This is a genomic window from Peristeroidobacter soli, assembly GCF_004138485.1.
GTDB classification, from domain to species: domain Bacteria; phylum Pseudomonadota; class Gammaproteobacteria; order Steroidobacterales; family Steroidobacteraceae; genus Steroidobacter; species Steroidobacter soli.
In genome coordinates, this window is record NZ_RYEV01000004.1 from 256,834 (window position 1) to 276,270 (window position 19,437).

Annotated in this window: 19 protein-coding genes; 5 read left to right on the forward strand and 14 right to left on the reverse strand. The window is 63.3% G+C overall.

Annotation, left to right across the window (positions count from 1 at the left end):
* Positions 1-50: 50 nt before the first annotated feature.
* Entirely contained in the window at positions 51-284 is a 234-nt protein-coding gene (locus EKO19_RS16870) for a TonB-dependent receptor (protein WP_157995296.1), read from the reverse strand.
* A gap of 442 nt (positions 285-726) precedes the next feature.
* On the opposite strand from EKO19_RS16870, the gene EKO19_RS16880 reads away from it, so the two are divergent.
* Genes EKO19_RS16880 through EKO19_RS16890 form a run of 3 tightly spaced genes read left to right on the forward strand, consistent with a single transcriptional unit; the run spans position 727 to position 2,563 of the window.
* The gene (locus tag EKO19_RS16880; RefSeq protein WP_129777631.1) at positions 727-1,161 is read left to right on the forward strand and encodes a hypothetical protein; all 435 of its coding nucleotides are present in this window, start codon (positions 727-729) and stop codon (positions 1,159-1,161) included.
* Positions 1,162-1,773, forward strand: coding sequence for a TetR/AcrR family transcriptional regulator (locus EKO19_RS16885; RefSeq protein WP_129777632.1), 612 nt, complete (start codon positions 1,162-1,164; stop codon positions 1,771-1,773).
* Between the two features lie 10 nt (positions 1,774-1,783).
* Positions 1,784-2,563, forward strand: a complete 780-nt coding sequence (locus EKO19_RS16890) for a ThuA domain-containing protein (protein ID WP_129777633.1) — start codon at positions 1,784-1,786, stop codon at positions 2,561-2,563.
* Here EKO19_RS16890 and EKO19_RS16895 read toward each other — a convergent pair.
* The 10 genes from EKO19_RS16895 to EKO19_RS16940 form a co-directional block, all read right to left on the reverse strand.
* Entirely contained in the window at positions 2,484-3,875 is a 1,392-nt protein-coding gene (locus EKO19_RS16895) for an APC family permease (protein WP_129777634.1), read from the reverse strand. The two genes, EKO19_RS16890 and EKO19_RS16895, sit on opposite strands and share 80 nt — an antisense overlap.
* A 3-nt stretch (positions 3,876-3,878) precedes the next feature.
* A complete protein-coding gene (locus EKO19_RS16900) occupies positions 3,879-4,751 on the reverse strand; it encodes a class I SAM-dependent methyltransferase (RefSeq protein ID WP_217705413.1) in 873 nt (290 codons plus the stop codon).
* A 104-nt stretch (positions 4,752-4,855) separates the two neighbouring features.
* Positions 4,856-6,718 (reverse strand): esterase/lipase family protein, encoded by a 1,863-nt coding sequence (locus EKO19_RS16905; RefSeq protein WP_129777635.1) that lies wholly within the window; start codon positions 6,716-6,718, stop codon positions 4,856-4,858.
* An 81-nt stretch (positions 6,719-6,799) separates the two neighbouring features.
* Positions 6,800-7,363, reverse strand: coding sequence for an NADPH-dependent FMN reductase (locus EKO19_RS16910; RefSeq protein WP_129777636.1), 564 nt, complete (start codon positions 7,361-7,363; stop codon positions 6,800-6,802).
* 15 nt (positions 7,364-7,378) lie between these two features.
* Positions 7,379-8,209, reverse strand: coding sequence for an alpha/beta fold hydrolase (locus tag EKO19_RS16915; protein ID WP_129777637.1), 831 nt, complete (start codon positions 8,207-8,209; stop codon positions 7,379-7,381).
* The gene (locus EKO19_RS16920) at positions 8,194-9,345 is read right to left on the reverse strand and encodes a cobalamin-independent methionine synthase II family protein (protein WP_129777638.1); all 1,152 of its coding nucleotides are present in this window, start codon (positions 9,343-9,345) and stop codon (positions 8,194-8,196) included. Before EKO19_RS16920 ends, EKO19_RS16915 begins: the two co-directional genes overlap by 16 nt.
* A gap of 16 nt (positions 9,346-9,361) precedes the next feature.
* Entirely contained in the window at positions 9,362-9,898 is a 537-nt protein-coding gene (locus EKO19_RS16925; RefSeq protein ID WP_129777639.1) for a VOC family protein, read from the reverse strand.
* Positions 9,899-9,922: 24 nt separating this feature from the next.
* Complete coding sequence (locus EKO19_RS16930; RefSeq protein ID WP_129777640.1) at positions 9,923-12,124, reverse strand: TonB-dependent receptor; 2,202 nt, start codon at positions 12,122-12,124, stop codon at positions 9,923-9,925.
* 23 nt (positions 12,125-12,147) lie between these two features.
* Positions 12,148-13,299 (reverse strand): CaiB/BaiF CoA transferase family protein, encoded by a 1,152-nt coding sequence (locus EKO19_RS16935; protein ID WP_129777641.1) that lies wholly within the window; start codon positions 13,297-13,299, stop codon positions 12,148-12,150.
* 19 nt (positions 13,300-13,318) lie between these two features.
* Positions 13,319-14,128 carry a citryl-CoA lyase gene (locus tag EKO19_RS16940; RefSeq protein ID WP_129777642.1) on the reverse strand — a complete coding sequence of 270 codons (810 nt, stop codon included), beginning with the start codon at positions 14,126-14,128 and terminating at the stop codon, positions 13,319-13,321.
* Between the two features lie 152 nt (positions 14,129-14,280).
* Here EKO19_RS16940 and EKO19_RS16945 point away from each other — a divergent pair, with 152 nt between their 5' ends.
* Together EKO19_RS16945 and EKO19_RS16950 are read left to right on the forward strand one after the other, a co-directional pair.
* Entirely contained in the window at positions 14,281-15,078 is a 798-nt protein-coding gene (locus EKO19_RS16945) for an IclR family transcriptional regulator domain-containing protein (RefSeq protein ID WP_129777643.1), read from the forward strand.
* A gap of 75 nt (positions 15,079-15,153) precedes the next feature.
* Positions 15,154-16,155, forward strand: a complete 1,002-nt coding sequence (locus tag EKO19_RS16950) for a catalase family peroxidase (protein WP_129777644.1) — start codon at positions 15,154-15,156, stop codon at positions 16,153-16,155.
* Positions 16,156-16,232: 77 nt separating this feature from the next.
* Here the strand turns inward: EKO19_RS16950 and EKO19_RS16955 are convergent, their stop codons facing one another.
* Genes EKO19_RS16955 through EKO19_RS16965 form a run of 3 tightly spaced genes read right to left on the reverse strand, consistent with a single transcriptional unit; the run spans position 16,233 to position 19,436 of the window.
* Complete coding sequence (locus tag EKO19_RS16955) at positions 16,233-17,312, reverse strand: amidohydrolase family protein (protein ID WP_129777645.1); 1,080 nt, start codon at positions 17,310-17,312, stop codon at positions 16,233-16,235.
* Positions 17,300-18,271 carry an N-acetylglucosamine kinase gene (locus EKO19_RS16960; protein ID WP_129777646.1) on the reverse strand — a complete coding sequence of 324 codons (972 nt, stop codon included), beginning with the start codon at positions 18,269-18,271 and terminating at the stop codon, positions 17,300-17,302. Before EKO19_RS16960 ends, EKO19_RS16955 begins: the two co-directional genes overlap by 13 nt.
* Positions 18,255-19,436, reverse strand: a complete 1,182-nt coding sequence (locus EKO19_RS16965; protein WP_129777647.1) for an SIS domain-containing protein — start codon at positions 19,434-19,436, stop codon at positions 18,255-18,257. Before EKO19_RS16965 ends, EKO19_RS16960 begins: the two co-directional genes overlap by 17 nt.
* Between the last annotated feature and the right edge of the window lies 1 nt (position 19,437).

Here is a 19,437-nt window from a genome sequence, read left to right on the forward strand (position 1 = left end):
CCCTTCGTGATGAGGGCCAGCGTGGGCGCATCCAGCGCCCGTTGCAATGGTCAGAAGCCCACCTGGTAGAGCAACCGGAAGCTCCGCCCCAGTCCCTTGAAATACCGTACATCGATGGGACTGGTCTGTGAGTAGTACGTGAAGTAATCCTCGTTGGTCAGATTCTGAACCGCCGCGCTCACCATGCCGCCAAAGGCGGCGATGTCGGCGCTCAGATCGACGGTGGAGTAACCATCGAATTCGTTGATCGTGAACCCGGCGCGGTTCTCGAAATCCCGATCCAAGCAGTGCCGAATCGATTGGAAATGCTGTACGTCACGCCGTAATCGGTGCGCTCACCGAGGTCCTCGGTCTTAAAAGTACTGTCGACGCGAAGGCTCTGTTCGAGCTTCCGCGTCGGCCGCCTGGTGATCAGGTTGATGATGCCGCCCGAGGCGCCCAGACCATGAATGGCATTCGCGCCGTGCAAGACTTCGACGCGTGAGAGTACGGCCGAGTCGATGATGTGTCCGTCGCGGCCGCCTTCGCGCAGCGGGCTCGATTACCCAGAGTTGCCGGTTGGTCATGAGGGCGTCCACGAGAACGTGACGCGACGGGCCGGCGGGGGTCGCTAATGAGGTTTTAATGCCTCGCCATTATCATGGGGCCGGAGACTCCGATGCACCCCAAATGCGATCCGTTCGCATTCATTTGACTACTGACTGACCGCCAGTCATTATTTGCTCCATGACACAGCACGACGTGAGCCAGTGGCCGCTGGTCGTATCCATCATCGACAGTCAGACCCTGACCGAAGACCTGCGCGAGGTCGCCGCGCGCTGGCGGGACTGGTTGTCATGGAACGAGCCATTCGCGGCCCTGCAGATCTTCAGCGCCTGCGACGAAGGGCTGCTGGCTGAACGCGATCGCGTGCTCGGCTGGTGGCTGGATGCGCAGCGTCGCTCCATTCGACGCAATGTCATCGGGCTCGCCTCGGTCATCCCCTGTGCGCATTATGAAAAGATGCCGCGCCTGGGCACGCACGAGCTGTTCGGCATTCCGACCGCGACCTTCGCCTCGATCAGCACGGCGCTGGTGTGGCTCGAGGCGCGCGCGTTCCGGCCTCATGAGCTCGCGTTCAATCGCGCGGCCGTGGAAGCCACGCTCGCCGGCGTCGCATAAGTGACGGCGCCAGCGAAAGCGCGGGGTCGCCCCCGCACCAAGCCCGCCGAATTGCGCCGTGAAGAACTGCTCGATGCCGGCCAGCGGTTGTTCGTCGAGAAAGGCATCGGCGCCACCAGCATCGATGAGATCGCGACGGCCGCCCAGGTCGCCAAGGGCACGTTCTATCTGTACTTCCCTTCCAAGGAAGCGCTGCTGCACGCCATTCAGGAACGATTCGTCTCGAGCTTTCTGCAACGGCTGGAACAGGCCATGGACCGCTGCGGCCCGGAGCGCTGGCGACTGCGCCTGCAAACCTGGATCAAAACCCTGATCGAGGGCTATCTCGACCAGGTCCGGGTGCACGATGTGATCTTCCATGAGATCCATCAGGAATACGATCGACACTCGATGAGCAACAATGAAGTGATCGATCAGTTGGCGGCGCTCATCGGCGAGGGCGCCAGGGCCGGTGCCTGGACCAGCGAAGAGCCCCGCACCACCGCGATCCTGTTCTTCCACGCCCTGCACGGCGGTGTCGATGCCGCCATCGCCGACAGCAAAAAAGTCAACCGCGCAAAGTTGATCCGCAGCATCACCACATTCATCGAGCGGGCCCTCGCCGCCAAGTGAGGCACGATCCATGAAGCCTGTGAGAACCTGGTTGTTGACCGTGCTCGGCTGCCTGATCGCGCCGGTCACGTTGGCGCAGCAGTTCAGCGTCGCGGTGTTCAGCAAGACCGCCGGCTGGCATCACGAAGCCATCAACGAAGGCGTCACCGGGCTGCGCGGGCTCGGCAAGCTGCATCACTTCGAGGTGTTCTGGACGGAAGATCCCACTCGCCTGTTCAAGGATGAGGAGCTGTCCAAGTACGCGGCCGTCGTATTCCTGCTGACCACCGGCGATGCATTGAACGATGAGCAGCAGGCCACGTTCGAGCGCTACATCCGTCGCGGCGGCGGCTTCGTCGGCGTGCACAGCGCGGCCGACACCGAGTATCAATGGCCGTGGTACACGAAGATGGTCGGCCACATGTTCAAGCGTCACCCCGCCATCCAGACCGCGATGGTCAACGTCGAGAGCCGTGCCTTTCCGGGCATGGAACGCTTCGCCCAACGCTTCCTCGCGACCGAGGAATGGTACGAGTTCGACGCCTCGCGCTCGCCTGCGATCAAATATCTGTTGTCGGTGGATGAGTCGTCGTATCAGCCTTCGCCCGAGCGGCGCGCCGAGGCAAAGTCGGTGCCCTTCCATCCGATCAGCTGGTATCAACCCTATGACGGCGGCCGTGCGTTCTACACGGCGCTAGGTCACCTGCCCGCGACCTACTCCGATCCGTTCTTCATGCACCATCTGTACGGTGGGATCTACTGGGCTGCGACCGGAAGAGGCGTAGAGCCAGCAGCACCAGCACGCCGCTGATCATCACCGCCAGCGCGACATAGGTTGCGTTCTTCGACTCCGCATAAGTGATGCTCGAGTAGAGCAAGTAAGCGCACGTCGCGATGAACAGTATCGGCAGCACCGGATAGAGCGGCACCCGGAACGGCCGGGGGCGTGCCGGATCTCGTCGACGCAACACCAGCAGCGCGATGCCGCTCAACATGAAAAAGAACCAGAACACGGGCGCGGTGAATTCAACCATCGTGGAGAAACCATCCTTCTCCAGAGCGCCGAAAGCGATGAGCGCGAGCGCAATCGCCGCCTGCACGATGAAGCCCACGACGGGCGCGTGACGCGCGCTCTGCCACCGCCCCATGAACCGCAGCGCCGGCCAGTCCTGCGCCACTGAATAGTTACTGCGCGCACCGACGATCATGGTCGAGTTCATCGACGTGAGCGAGGCGATCGCGACGATCACACCGAGCGACTGAGCGCCGAACGGGCCGAACGCCTGTTCGATCACATCGATGCCGACGGCCTGGCTCGCCTGAAGTTGCTCGAAGCCCAGGCCATGCAACACGCTGGCGACGAAGAGCAGATAGGCGAGCGTGATGATGCCGATCGAAATGATCAGCGTTCGCACGATCGCCCTCGGACCGCCGCGCACTTCGGCGGAGACATAGGCGGCCTCATTCCAGCCACCGAACGTCAAGAGCACGAACACCATCGCCAGACCGAACGCCCCTGCCCCATCCGACGATGCTTGCGCGACCGCGGGCGCCGCCGAAGGTTCGATGGTCAGGCCCGCGACGGCGACCAGCAGCACACCGGAAATCTCCACCAAAGTGAGTGCGTTCTGCATTCGCGAGGAACCGCGCAGCCCGATGAGATTGATGGCCGTCAACATCACGGTCGCAAGCGCGGCGTACACCGCCGATGAGTACTCGCCGAGACTGAACAATCGGGTGAGATAGTCCCCGAGGATGAACCCGAGCAGCGCGATCGAGCCGGTGCAGATGACGGCGCTGCGCGCCCACGCGAACAGGAAACTCACATTCTTCCCATAGGCCCGCGTGAGAAACGTATAGTCGCCGCCCGCGCTCGGATAGGTCGTCGCGAGCTCTGCATAAGTGAGTGCACCGACCAACGACAGCACACCGCCCGACACCCACGCCGTCATCATCAGCGTCGGCGAGCCCGCGATGCCCGCGACCAGCGACGGCGTCTGAAATATGCCGGCGCCGATCACGATGCCGACCGTGATCATGGTCGCATCGAAGACGCTCAGCGTCGGCGTCGGCACGTCGGGGGCAGCGATCGCCTCGGTCGCACCGTCGAGGGCTGAGCTCATGCGCTAGCGACGCGTGCCGATGAACGTGGAGGTCACGTCGTTACGCGTGACCTGAGCTTCGATTTGATTGCCCTTCAACTCGCCCTTGAGGCGCGTCTGCACGTCCCCTTCGGAGAACATCATCTCGATCCTGTTGCCATCCATCTCTGCATTGCTGATCTCATCCGTGCCCTTGCCCACCGTGCCCGAGAGCTTCTGGAACGCCTGCTCCAGAGTCACCTCGAAGCTGTCATTGCCGCGCTGCTGCTTGAAGGTCCATTGGCCGGCGACCCCGGCGGGAACGATCCACAGATACGCCGCGCCGTCGGTGGACACCGAGCTTTCATCGGGCCGCCAGTCGTCCATCAGGAACGAATGCGATACCACGCGCGTGCCCGGCTTCATTTTCAGGATCGTGGGACGCAGGCGCAGATTCAACTCCGGCAGCAGGTACAGCGTGACGACGCTGGCCGCGCTGAAATCCGTCTCGAAGATGTCGCCCTGGACGACTTTGACTCTGTCGCCGACACCTTCGGCCTTCACCATGCATTGCGCGAGTTGCGCCATGTCGGGGTTGTACTCGACGCCGACCGCGCGGGCACCAAACTGCTTCGCGGCCGCGATGGCGATCTTGCCGTCGCCGGCGCCGAGGTCGTACACCAGATCGTTCTTACCGACCTTCGCCATCTCCAGCATGCGGGTGACCAGCGGATCGTTGGTCGGTACCCAGACCACGTCCTTACCGGCCTGCCCGGTGCTCGGCTTATAAGACTTTTCGCAGTCCTCGCGCCTGACCTCCGCACTGAGCGCCTGTGCCGCAATAGCGCTGATCAGGATCAGACCCGCCCCCCAGGCAGTCACCCACGGTTGCAAACGATGGCGAATCGGCATCGGCATGTTTGATCCTCCCCCGGGCAGTCAGGCTGAACGCGGCGTCACCTCGGAAAGTTCACCGACAATAGCGTCAATGAGTACTACGGGTGTGGCGCGGATTGCGCATCCTAATGCATCCCGCCGCCGGCTGCGTCAACGGGCGCGTGATTGCCGGAGGGCCCGATACCCACACGCGGCCGGATGAAGCTCGAGAACGTTTCGGTGCCGATCATATCGGTGTGCAGGCGTGACTGAGTGACGCGATCGGCGATGGTCCAGTGCGCCGAGGGCACCGACACGAAGCCGTCATTCGGAATGATGGTCTTGCACATGGTCGGCAACGCATTGCCCGCCAGCGACGCGAGCTGCACGCCGCGGCTCTGCGGGAAGCGGCGATTGAACGCCGCCATGTCGTCCTGACGAATCTCCTGGATGACGTAGGGTGTCGTGCCCGTGAGACTGAATGTGAGGTCCATGACATCGGCGCAGGGCGTGCCCAGGTTCGGCGTCCCCAGCATCAGCAGATGTGAGACCTGCGGCCGGCCATCCTGATACGGCGCCGGCATCAATGCGTTGATGTAGTAGCGACCGATGAGCCCACCGACCGAATGCGCGACCACATCGACGTGCCACGCATTCCGATCTTCCTGAGCATAGGTGATGTAACGGCCCAGCGCCGCGGCGTTGTCCGCCATGGTATTCGTCTGCTCGGACGAGAGCACGTCGCGGCCCGTGTTGATGATTCCCTTGCTGGTGACTTCACCGACCGGGAACGCCTTCCAATCATAGGAATGGCTGGTGGTCAGGAGGTTCTGCCACGACTCGAACACGGTCCAGTTGCTCCACAGCCCATGCACCAGCACCAGCGGCTTGGGTACGACCTTCAGGTTCTGGGTCATCTCGTTGACGACTCGATTGCGTTCCTTGAGCTCGGCCTTGATCCGCTGCAAGAGCCGCGGCCGCCCGTCGTCGTACCAGGCATAGCCGGAGGAATCCCAGAGCATTTCGACGTCCCTGGTCTCGCCCGGCCCGGCGCTCACCGACAACACGATATCGCCCAACGCTTTATCCGGTTTCGCGCCGTCCCACTTGTCGCCGCGATAGGTTTCCTTGAACACCACCTCGCCGCTCTTCTGCTCGGCCGAGGTGTTCAGCACCTTGGCTTTGATCTTCACCAGGTTGCCATCGATCGTGCCACGCTGCTCGACGATGGACTGCCACTGGTTCCAGGTCGGGAACTTCATGTCCTCGAACTCGAGGGCGATGAGGCGCCAGGGCGCGCCGCACTTTTCCAGATTCCAGGTCATGCGCTCGGTGACATTCACATTGGTCAGCGCATAGGAGCCCGAGATGCGGTTGGGATTGGAGCGATTCACCCGATCGCGGCCGCTGCTGGTCAGCGCGCCGCCCTCCACTTCCACCTGCGTCGGCGGCATGGTGGTGGTCTTGCCTTCCTTCGGCCGGCATTGACCGCTGTAAGTCGAGCTCTCCGACGCCGAGCGCTGCGCCTTGATACGCGGCACGGAGACGCTGACCGAGTACGTTCCGTCATCGTTCACGCTGACGATCACATTGGCGTCGTCGCTGCCATTGCCGGAAATCGACGACTGCTTGGTGAAGTTGCCGGTCATCGTCTGCCAGGTCTTGCCCTGATCGCAGGAGTTCTTCTCGGTGGATGACGCGGTTTCGTTGAACGTCTGCTGGTGCGTGACCGTGGCCTTGCCGATGCTGCCGTCAGTCTCGCTGTCCGGATCTTCGAGGACGGCGACGTTCGCCTTGAATTCGTAGTACAGCCGCGATTGCTTGTAATCCAGGCCGCGATTCGAGACGCGCTCCACGGTCTTCTCATCGTCGACCTGCAGCGTGCGGCTATAGGTCACCGAGCCGGTCCACGCTCCCGAAGCACATGAGGGCCCGCTCTGCGCGAGTACCGGAGCACCCGACCACAATGCGGCCGTGGGAATGAGCACGAACAAGGAATACGAGCGCATGAAACTCTCGAAGAATGCAGGTGGCGCATTGTTTCGATCTCATGCGCCCGCCGGCATCACTCCGAAGAGCCAGTCGAGGAACTACTGCCCCGAGGGTCGCGGAAACCGCTCCAGCCAGGTCGCGAACGCCTGCAGGAAGCCCGTCATGAACTCACGCGTCGGGGCATTCTGCAACCGGCCGCTGTCGTCGAATAAGGTCGCCACGGCAGGAATGTAGGCTTCAGGATGAGGCATGGCGGCGAGGTTCACTGCCAGCAACACCTGCCGCAGATGATGTGCGGCGGCCATGCCGCCGAGCGCCCCGGGGCTCTGGCCTATCACTGCCGCGGGCTTGCCATCCCAGGCGCTCTGACCCCACGGACGTGAGCCCACGTCGAGCGCATTCTTCAGCACCCCAGGAATGCTGCGATTGTATTCCGGAGTGATGAACAGAATTCCGTCGGCGCTGCGCACTTGGTGTCTGAAGCGCGTCCACGGCGCCGGTGGTGAGCCGGTCTCCAGATCCTCGTTGTAGAACGGCAGGTCACCGATCTCGAGTGTGAAGAACTCCAGAGACGACGGCGCAAGCTCCGGCAACGCGCGAGCCATCAACCGAGTGAATGCGCCAGTGCGCAGGCTGCCGACGATCAATCCCACCTTGGCCATCTGCTCCTCCAGAAATTACAGGGCCGCGCCGGCACTCATCGCCGGCTGGCCCGAAAAGAAATCACGCAGCGCCTGCACGTACGAAACCGGATCGTCCAACGCGCCGAGATGACCGACGCCGCTCAATACCCTCAGGCGCGCCTCCGGCAACGCCCGAGTCATCCGGGCTGCAATGGATCGACGTTGCGGGGAATCGTGCTCGCCACTGAGAATCAGCGTCGGCACGGACACACGCTGCAAGTCACGTTCGCAAAGCAACGGCAACTCCGCCGGTTCGTTCAACAGATCCAGCGCGGGATAGCGAACGACGATTTCACGCAACAGCGCGTGCGCGCACGGCGAGCCTGTATGGAGCTTCATGAAAGGATGCTGTAGCCACATGCTGCGAAATGCATCCACGCCGCCGACACCGATCCGCTGCCGGTATTCATCGATGGGAATCTCCTTCGCACCGACCGACTGCGGCCAGCCCTCCGCCGGCGGACCGTCCAGCACCAGACACGAGATTCGTTCCGGATGTTTCAAAGCCCACCGCAGGGCGACGCGCGCGCCTTGCGACATTCCGACCAGCGCCGCGGATGAGACGGAGAACGCGTCCATCACCCGCTCGATATCGTGCACATCCTGTTCGAGACCAGGCACGCCGGAGGAACGACCGAAGCCCCGCCGGTCGAAGGCGATCACGTGATATCGATCGGCGAGCAGATCGATCTGTGCCCGCCACATTTCCAGATCGAGCGCCCAGCCGTGCACCAGTACCACGGCCGGACCCGCTCCAGCACTGCGCGCCCGCAGACTTGCGCCGTCCACCTCGATGTATTGCGCGCCGCTCAGTGTCGCCCCCACAACCGGTTCGAGGCGATCGCCGCGCCCTCCGACAATGACTTCAGCTTGAGATAAGCCACATCGGGATCGACCGGCCCGAACCCGGCGAACGTGCCGAAGCCACAGTCGGTGCCGGCCATGACACGCTCGCGACCCACCACATCGGCGTATCGACACAGCCGTTCCGCGACCAGCAACGGATGCTCGATGTAATTGGTCGTGGAGCTGATGACACCGGGAATCAGCACCTTGTCGTCGGGCAGGGGCTGCTCACGAAACACCGACCACTCGTGCTCGTGGCGCGGATTGGCGCCCTCGATCAACAATCCCTGCACGCGCGCCCCGAGCACGATCGGCAGCAACTGTTCCAGCGGCACATCGTGGTGATGCGGGCCTTCGTAGTTGCCCCAACACACGTGCATGCGCACGCGGTCGGCGGGCACGTTACGCAAGGCATGGTTCAGTACTTCCACGTGACGCGAGGCGCTGCGGAGAAAGTCCTCGGCCGTATGGTGGCGATACATCGTGTGTCGCCCCATCGCAAGATCCGGAGCGTCGATCTGCAACAGCAGGCCGGCACCGGTTATCAGCTCATATTCGGCGCGCATCCCTTCGGCCACCGCTTCGAGATAGTCGTCTTGCGTGCGGTAGTAATCGTTGGGTTGAAACAGCGCGATCACGCCCGGCGAGGCGGCGTTGAGAAAGCCCTCCGCAGGCCCGGCCGCATGCACGGCCGCTTGCAGGTTATCGACGTCGGTCTGCGCCGGACGCAGATCGCTGACTCGAATCTCCGCCACGCAGCGAGGTCGCTGGTACCTGGCCGTTGCCCCCGTGTCCGCGAGACGCTTCAGGATGCGAGGGAAATCCACCAGATCCTGGCCCGGCTCACGCGGTGTATCCCCCGCAAATCCCGTCAATCGGTCCTTGATGTAGGTGGCATAGCTGATCTTGCTCATCTCGCCGTCGCTCACCACGTCCACGCCGCTGGCGACCTGGCGTCGTACCGCGTCGATGACTCCAGCGGCGATGGTGGCACGGGCGGCGAATTCGTCGAGCGGCTCCCCTCGCTCGCGAGCAAACAGCACGTCGGTGACCGCCTGCGAGCGCGGCAGACTCCCGACGAGCGTGACCAGTATCCGATCCGCGCTGGTCTTCAAGGTGCCCCCTCCCCGATCAACGGAACATGTTGTTGGAACGATGTTCGCCCGCGAGCCAGCGCTTGAGCTCCGCATGAGCATCGGCACGGCGCGTGGCGTTGATTTTTTCCACCTCGGGATGGTCGACGGTGAATTCGACGATCATGCCGTCGGGATCGACCGCGTACAGCGAACGGCAATAGCCGTGTTCGAGGACATACATCTTCGGCTCGGTATAACCGGCCGCGCGCAGCCGCTGCTCGATCCCCTTCTGCACGTCCGCATCCACTTTGAGCGCGACGTGATGAAACGGCGTTTCCGGCATCTTCGGTCCGAACAGCGCCTGATCCTCCGGCCGCGCGAATTGAAAAAACGCGAGCGCGCTGCCATCGCCGAGCCCGAAGAACAGGTGACAATACGTGCGCTCGGCACCGAACAGCTCGTCGGACTCGCACCAGGCCGCCATCAGCGGCAGGCCGACGACATCCTCGTAGAACTGGCGCGTCGCCTCCAGGTTCTTGGCAACGTAGGCCGTGTGATGCAGCCGGGACGGCAATTTGTTGGTGGTGGCCATGTCAGTGCTCCTGTGATCCTCGAACTAGAACCGGTACGTCAGATCGACGCCCCAGCGCCGCGGCAGCGCTTTGAAAACAAAGTTGTTGGTGTAGCCGGGATTGGGAAAGAACTGCGGGCCCGGCGACCACTCCGCGTTGTACTCCTCGTCGGTGAGGTTCTTCACCCACGCCGTCGCCGACCACCGGCCGCCGTCCAATCCCAGCCGCAGGTTCAGCAGCTCCACCGGATCGCGCTTGGTGAAGTTATCAGGATAGAACCACGTCGGCCCGATCGCCTCGAAATCCGTGCGCACCAGCACGCTCAACGTATCGCCGAGATGACGGCGATACTGTAGCCCGAGATTCGCACTGTACTCCGAGACCAGCGGTGCCTGGTTGCCCACATCGGTGGCGGCGCGGTCGGACTGCTTGATCTCGCTATCCGTATACCCCAGGCCGAGGAACGCATCGAAGCCCTCGGCGAGCGCCGCCTTCAGCTCCAGCTCCATGCCCTGATAGTCGACGCGATCCAGATTGCCCAGATTCTGGGTGCTGGTGTTCGGATCGAACACGAAGAAATACGAGCCCTCGGCGCGCGTGTAGTAAGCATTCACGCTCGCGCTCAGACGGCGGTCCAGAAATTCGGCCTTCGCGCCGATCTCATAAGTGTTGGCGGTCTCCGCGTCGAACAGATCCTGGATGCCGGCAATGCCCGCCGCCGAGACACCGGTTTGATTGAACCCGCCGCTGCGAAAGCCGCGGCTGTAGCCGGCGAACAGCATCGAATCGTCGGTGGGCTTGAACCGCAGCGTAATCTTCGGCTGCCACTCATCCCACGTGTGCTTGCGAACCTGCCCCGGCTGCGCCAGGCCGACCAGAGACGCCGGAATGAACTCGGCCGGTGTCTTGGTGGTGTTCTCGCGCTCGTCGCGGTCGTAACGCAGGGCGAGCGACATTTCCACGCGAGACGAGAGGTCAACGTCGACGTTGCCGAAGACCGCCCACGCGAAGTTGTCCTGCGAGTCCGCTAGATAGGTGAACTGCGGGTTGAACAGCGGCAGTGGCTGACGGCGCACCTGTGGCACCGCGCCGGTGCCCAGATCGAAGACGTTGCCGGTGGAGATGAAACGATCGGTGGCGATGCCATACACACCGGCGATCCAGCGCACGCGCTGCCCGGCCGGTGAAGTGAAACGCAGCTCCTGGCTGATCGCATCGACATCCAGGTACTGGTGCTGCGCCTGGTCGGCGCCGAAGAATTGAAACAGCACCGACTCGGGGATGGGCAGAAAGTTGAACTGGTCGCCGGTGAGGATTTCCTCGAGGGTGTCATAGGAGCTCACCGAAGTGAACGTGCCGGCGCCGGTCTCGTAATCCAGCTTCAGCGACAGGCCATACATGTCGCGCTCGTTCACTCCCGGATTGTTCACGCGCACCGGCAGGCTGGTGTCGTTCACGCTCTCGGTGATGTTGAAGTACAGCGCCTGCGTGTCGACCTGCGATGAATTGAACCGCAAATCGGCGGTGAACGCCTCGGACGGCTCCCATAGCAGGCGCACGCGCGTCGACACGTCCCGGAAAGGATCCGCCTCCTCGCCGAGGAACGCATTGTCGATGTAGCCATCGGTTTCGAAGTAGGAAGCGGCGACCCGGTATTTCAAGGTGTCAGTGATCGGGCCGCTGACGCTCCCACGCAAACGCTGCCCCGGGCCAGACTCGTAACCGGCAGTGAAGCTGCCTTCGAACGTGTCGCTGGGCCGCTTGGTGTTCACGATGATGGCGCCGCCGATGGCGTTGCGCCCGTAGAGCGCGCCTTGCGGCCCCTTCAGCACCTGAATGCTTTCGATGTCGACCAGCTCCTGGTTGAACTGCGCTGGATTCACCATCAGCACGCCATCGATGAGCACGGCCACGGAAGGCTCGCTGTTGCGCGCTTGTGAAATGCCGCGCACGGTGACGAACGACGTTCCCTGATTCTGAGTCTGCACCAGACTCATGTTGGGCGTGAGATCGATGAAGTCCTGCGGCCGCTCGATGCCCGCCGCTTCGATATCCGCAGCCGTGAACACGTTGATCGCCACCGGCACATCGAGCACGGACTCATCGCGCTTGCGTGCCGACACGATCACCTCCTCCAGATTGGCGCCCTGCACCTGTTGCTGATCCTGAGCGGGTAAATCGAACGGGCTCATGCACAGCACCGCAGACGCGCCAGCTAACACCAGCCCTCGCCTCTTGGTAGTCATTCTCGCTCCCCCCTGACTCGCCGTTAACTTTTTTCGGGCCAGCCTCCGCCTGCAGCCAAGGCATCTCGAATCGCCGCGCCGTGCTCGTTGAGCTGCGGCGCCGATGTCACTCGCTCCGACCTCACACCATCGAACTGCACTGGCGGACGCACCGCGCGCGTGCCGCCACTCCCCGCGTCCACCGGCACGATCAGTCCGAGATGGCGTACCTGCGGATCCTCGACGACCTGGTCGATACGATTGATTGGCGCGAACGGCACGTCGTTGCGTTCGAGCTGTTCAGTCCAGTGACGCAATGGATGGCGCGCGAACAGCGCGTCGAGCTCGGCGCCGAGCGCCTCGTAGTGCTCGATGCGCCCCTGTCGGGTGTGAAAGCGCGGGTCGGCGCTCAATGGCTCGCTGTCCAGCGCGCTGGTGAGCCCTTGCCAGAATTTCTCGATCGACGACAGATGAATCGCGATCAGCTCGCCATCGGCAGTGCGAACGATGTACGCCTGCGCCAGCCGCGGTCGATCACTCGACTTCGGCACCTGGTTCAGCGCGAAGAACGCGGCGAACGGTTCCACCGCGAAGTGGGCCATCGCTTCGAGCATCGAGACTTCGACGTGACGGCCACGAGCCGTGCGCGCGCGCTCGAACAAGGCGCCGAGCACGCCAAACGCCGCATATATTCCGGTGATCGCGTCGGCCAGCGCCGGACCGAGGAATCGCGGACGCTCTTCATCGACGACGACACTGAGAAAGCCGCTGAGCGCCTGAGCCACCGAGTCGTAGCTGGGTCGGTCGACATACGGTCCGCTCGACCCGAAGCCGCTGATGGAGCAATACACCAGGCGCCAATTCAGCTCGCGCAGCCGATTGACGCCGGCACCGAGGCGCTCGGCGGTGCCGGGCCGGAAGTTCTGGATATAAACATCCGCGTTTCGCACCAGGCAGTCGAATGCACCTCGGTCGGCTGACTGGTGCAGGTCGAGTGCGACGCTGCGCTTGTTGCGGTTGTAGGCCTGAAAGTGAGGTGAGAACTGTCCGCCCTGGTAACTGCGATACGGATCGCCGGCGGGACTCTCCACCTTGATCACATCAGCGCCGAGATCCGCGAGCATCATGCCGGCGCACGACCCGGTGATGAAGGTGCCTTGCTCGACGACGCGGATGCCAGAGAGAACGGATTGCATGACGGCTCGGTTGCCTGCGTTACTGATCGGATGCCACGAAGCCTTCCGGCTTGCGTCCGTCGTAGTCGATCGCTGCCGCGCCGGCATGAGAAAGCACGAAGCCGATGGGCCGAGTGCGCTCTTCCAGCAGGTGCGCAATGAGACTCGCGGTACGCGCAAGCAGCGGTGCTCCTCTCAGCGCGAGCAGCGGATAGCCCGCATCCAGAAGCGTCGCCGGAATGGCAGCCGATACGTTCATCGCAAGCGGCTTGCCGGTAATCTCCGGCAGCACGAGCGCGATGGCCTGCGCGGCCTCGGTGTAGCGGCCGCGAGCGCCAACTTCACTGGCAACTGCGAGCAACCGTCGCGCGCGCGGGTCGTAATCTTTGTGCAGCGGATGGCCGTAGCCCGGAATCGCTCGCTGCGCGGCTCGATACTCGCCAACGATCTCGCTGGCCGCCGCTCGCATCGATTTGTTTGATTCCGCTCGCGTCACCGTTTCGTGCAACAGGCGTCCGGCATCTTCGGAAGCCCCCAGAATGACCGAGCCACACCCGAGCAGCCCTGCCGCGACGGCGCCCTGCAGCGCCTCGGGAGCGGCGGCGAGCGTCATGCGGGCTGCCTGCACACTCGGCACCAGTCCGTGCTCGGCGATCGCGACCAGCACCGCGTCGAGCACGCGACGCTGTGCCTCGCTCGGCAATTCCCCGGTCACCAGCAACCAGACGTGATCGGTGAAAGAAATGCGCCCGACCAGCTCCTCGCACAGATCATGTCCACGCACGAGGATGGCCGCCTCGTTCGAAGTGGAGATCGCCGAGGCGCGATGAGTCTGACGACCGATCTTCATGCGCCCCCCCGCCATCCAGATCGCTGAGGTCTGGATAATTTTTCGCATACCGAATATAACTTCGTCATGCGAATCATGGTGAATCCCGCCACCGCCGGCCGTCAATCGCGATCGCGGCGTTTTTTCGCTAGCCGAAAAGAGCTGTTGTTCTCATGAAGAAATCCGCACGACGCGAGGCGATGGGCGGCCTCGCGAAGGGGCTCGAAGTCATTCGCGCCTTCACGTACGACTCTGCTTCGCTGACACTGAGCGAGATCGCCAGCAGAGCGGGCCTGCCGGCCGCGACGGCGCGACGGTGTTTGCTCACGCTCGCGGAGCTCGGCTACGTCATGCAGTCGGGCCGGGACTTTCTACTGCGTCCCAAGGTGCTCGAGCTCGGTGCCGCGTATCTCGATTCGATGAACATCGAAGTGCTCACCAGAACCTACCTGGAAGACCTCGCGCGACAGACCGGCGACTCCGCCGCGCTCACCGTGCTCGATGGAACTCACATCGTGTACGTCGCTCGCACCTCCGTGCGCACCTTGATGCGACTGGAAGCTCACGTTGGCAGCCGTTTGCCGGCCTATCCCACTTCGATGGGACGCGTGTTGCTCGCCGGCCTGTCTCCGGAACGACTGCAACAATATTTCGAGCAGGCGGAAATCAGTGCGCTGACCGAGCGCACCGTCACGGATCGCGGCAAATTGCGTTCGCTGATCGATGAATGCCGGCGCGTCGGCTACTCGGCTGTCGAGGACGAATTGGCTTATGGCGTCGTCGCGGTCGCGGTCCCGGTCTTCGACAAGGCCCGCCGTGTGGTCGCGGCGCTAAACAGTTCCAGTCACTCGAAGAAGACGACACGCACGAAGCTTGCAGCGGAGCGGCTGGAGCTACTGCGCAGCGTGAGCGCCCAAATCTCACGGGAGCTGCAGCGAGTGCCCGGACTGTCTCTCAGCGCCCAGACATGATCATCTAAACCCATGCTTGCAGAAGAGCGTCGGCCTCACGCACTATGTAAGTCTCCTTCCGAGAGGTTTCCCCAAATGTCGTCATCTGGTCACGGCCTCGCGCGATCCGTTCTGCTGGCGTTGGTATCAGCCACATCCATTGCTTCTGCCGCCGAGGTTACCGCGCCGCAGATGATCGATGCCTTCGAAGGGACCTTCGGCGCCCATGCCGGCCAACGCAGGAATCACATCAAGGGCACGTGCGCGGCGGGTGAGTTCGTCGGCACGACCGAAGCTGCGGCACTCAGCCGATCCGTGCTCTTCTCCGGCAAACCCATCCCGGTCGTCGCCCGCTTTTCGCTCGGCGGTGGCAATCCGGAAGTCCCGGATGCGGCGCCGGCCCCTCGCGGCATGGCGCTCGAGTTCCGCCTTCCCGGCGGCGCCTTGCATCACATTACGATGATCAATGCGCCCATCTTCGCCGCCAGGACGCCGGCGTCCTTCCGTGATGCGCTCATTGCCGCCAGGCCGGATCCGAAGACCGGCCAGCCCGATCCGGAGAAGTTGAAAGCCTATCTCGCCACGCACCCCGACGCGATGGCCCTGCGCGAGCTCTCCAGCGGCCACAATCCAACGGCGAACTACTATCAAACGCCCTACTTCGGCATCCATACTTTCAAGTTCATCGACTCGAAGAACGCGGAACACCTGGTGAAATGGCGCTTCGTGCCGCGCGATGGCGTGAAGGAACTGACGGCCGAGGAAATGAAGGCAGCGCCTCATGACTTCCTGGAGAAGAACCTGATCGAGCGAACCGGCAAGGCACCGGCGGTGTGGGACATGATCGTCTACGTCGGCGAGCCCGGCGACCCACAGGACGACCCGACGCTGGCCTGGCCGGAGACCCGCAAACATTTCAAGGCCGGTACGCTGACCATCACCCAGGCGACGCCCCAGCAGAAGGGTAAGGCGTGCGAGCCGATCAACTTCGATCCGCTGGTCATGACCGATGGCGTTGCGCCCACCAACGATCCCGTGCTGCTGTTCCGCTCCCCGGCCTACGCGGTCTCGTTCGGAAAACGACTCTCCGGCCAGTGAGGCCTGCGGCCGGCAACGAGCGGATGAGGCAGTTCATCAGCGAACGGCTGATTGGTTCCGTAAGGCGAGCGCGGCCGTCAGGGCCAAGCCTTGGGAAACAGGCGGCGGGCATTGCCACTGTAGACTTTATCGATCACGTCTCGCGGTAACGCGAGGCCCTGAAAAGGCGCTGCAAACTCAGCCGAGTGCAACGTGTCCGCGCTGCTGAGAAAACGCCAATCGTCTCGCCACGCCTGGTCCGCTTGAGCGGCGCATGCGCTGTCCTCCTGCGGCCCCTGACAGGCAATATCCGTGGCGTACAGGATGCGATCCTGGAACTGAATGAAGAAACGTCGCACCCGTTCCCGGTCGGTGCTCGCCTGCACCTGCAGATGCGACATGCGTGCGGCGAGATCCACGGACGCATTGGGATAGCGATTCAAGAACCCGGCGATGCGATCCACGCTCCACTCGAGCGAGGCCAGATGCACACCGACGAACCGTAGCGTCGGATGGCGGTCGAGCATGCGATCGCGCGCAGCGATCTGCTGCTCATAGGACGGCCACTCGCCATGCATCGCCATGTGATACTGCGGATGTTCCTTGAAATATTCGCGGTCGCCATTGACGGTCATCTCGGCCAGCGGCAGCCACGCGTTGCGGGGCTCGCCCAGATGACCGAGCACGACCGTGCCGCGCGCTTCGAGCATGCGAAAGATCGGCGTGAATCGCGGATCATCGATCATCACCGCTCGACCATCGGCGTCACGCTGCTGCATGCCGATGTCCTTCCAGACTTTAACCGCGACTGCCCCGGCATCGAGCGCTTCGATCAGCTGTCGCTCGACACCTGGCGCCCATCCTGGCCGATCGCTGCCGGCCGCATCGAAGGTGGTTGCGAACGCCACGCGATCCGGATACGACGCTCGTAACGCCAGCGCGTCGCGATGCTGTTGTGACAGTGGCGGGAAATCGCCGTAGTTGACGTTGATCGTCAGCAGCCGGAAGTTATCGGCAGCCGCGCGTGCCACGAAGGTCGGCAGGGTTCCGTGCAAGTGAAGATGCGTGTCGATCTTTTCGATCTTCACGAAATCGGCATCCTGATACGGCGGCTGCTCAGCCTGCGCGAGCGCCGTGCTCGAGAGCAGCATCGCGAGCGTCCACGCTAGGCCGCGCATTGCTGCCTCAATGTTTGTTTCGCCGATTCATCGAGCGACTGTGCCGCGAGCTGGGCCGCATATAACGCCGCCCCGATGTCCGGCGCATAGAGCGGCACGCGATACTCGAAGCCGGCGCTCGCGGATTCGAGCGCCCGGCGGAAGGCGTCGCGTGAGAAGCTCGTGCCGTTGAAGACGCCGCCAGTGTGCGACACCGGAATGACGACGCCGTCGGGCACCGATAGCGAGCGGCGCACCGCCGCCACGCACTCGACCAATTCCTGCGCACCTCGATCGAAGATCGCCTTCGCCTGCGCATCGCCCGCCTGCGCCGCCTCGTGCACCAGGATCGCGAACTGAGCAAACACGCTGCGCACGCTGCCCGACTCGCCGTAGATGCGGGAACACAAGTCGAGGTCGATCGAGAGCCCGAAACGTTCGCGCACCCGTTCGTGGAGCGGTCCGCGCGGCGCCCGGCCATCGCTCATGCGAGAAAACAGATTCAATCCTTCGCGTGCGATCCAGTAAGCGGAGCCCTCATCGCCGATCAGCTCGCCCCACCCGCCCGCGCGAGCGTCGCGGCCCGCATATTGGCCATAGGCGATGGATCCGGTGCCTGCGATCACACTGATGCCGTCCTGGCAGCCCAAGGAACCTGCCCAACTGCACACCGTGTCGTTACCGCATCGATAGCGACTCGCATCGAGGAGCGACGCGGGCATCGCGTCCATCGTGCCGGTCGTCGCACTGTCTTCACCGTACGCTGGCAGCCCCACGAACGCATAAGTCACTTTGGCCGGCGAGCTGGCCGCTTTCTCCAGCGTCGCGGCGATCCCGCCGATCAGCAGCTCTGTGGCACCTGCGAAACCCTCGGCCAGATGGCTGATGCTCGGCCCCACATGTCGCGCACGAATGCGACCGCTCGCATCGATGAGCGCATAAGCGGTCTTGGTGCCGCCGCCGTCAACGCCGAGGAACATGCTCGCGCTGCTCCGACCAGGGATGAATGATCACGCCTTGAACGACGCGATTCACCACGCCCGCCGCGTTCGGACGATCCGGCGTCAGCCCGAGCGCCAGGGATTGCAACAGGGCGTAGCTCTGGGCCATCAGGATGTGCACGAACGACAGCTCGAAATCGCCGCTGTCGCGCGGGGCGTCGTAAACCACGTTCTCTCCTTCGGGCATGCCGTCGTGCCGGGCGCTGAGCGCCAGAATAGCGCCGGCGCGGGCATCGCGTCGAAGTTCGGCGAGCAGGTCCAGATCATAAGCGCGCGTGTACGGGTCGTTCGAAACCATCACGACCACGAGGGTCCTGTCGTTGATCACCGTCTTCGGACCATGGCGGAACCCGAGCGTCGAATCGGCCAGCGCCACGACCTTGCCATCGGTCAGCTCCAGCAGCTTGAGCGCGGCCTCCGATGCCAGACCTCGCAGCTCGTTACTGCCCAGATAGACGACTCGCTGAAACTCGCGCGCCACCAGGCGCTGCGCGACCGGAGCAGCCTGTTGTAACACTTTGGCGGCGGCACTGGCGACGGACGCAACCGCCTCGGGCCTCACGACGCCGAACGCGAGCGCGGCCGTGAGCAGCATCGAGGTGAAGCTGGAGGTCATCGCGAAACTTCGATCGTTGGTCGCCTCCGGCAGCACGATCAGATGAGCGCTGCGCAGTTCACTGGTCCGTTTCGCCAGCGCTCCGTCGGCATTGCAAGTGATGATCAGATGATGCACGTCGGCCACGGCACGTTCGGCGAAGTCGACCGCGGCAACACTCTCCGGACTGTTGCCGGAACGGGCAAAAGAAACGAGTAGCGTCGGCACGTCGCCTGGAAGAAGGAAACGCGGACCACTGACGAGATCCGTCGTGGCGATCGACTCGACTCGTCGCTGCAGCCGGACTGTCAATACCGGCACGAGACAATCACCGATGAACGACGAGGTGCCCGCGCCACTCATCACGATTCGCAGCGAAGGCTTCGTCAGCAACGGCTGCAGGAATCGATCGAGCGGTGCGCGCTGCCCGGCGACGAGCCGCTCCACTTGCGACCACACCGACGGCTGCTGCGCGATCTCGCGAGCCGTCCATTCGGCGCCGCGGGCTTGCAGCTCTGCCTGCCCCACGCCGGGAAAATCAGTCGCCATT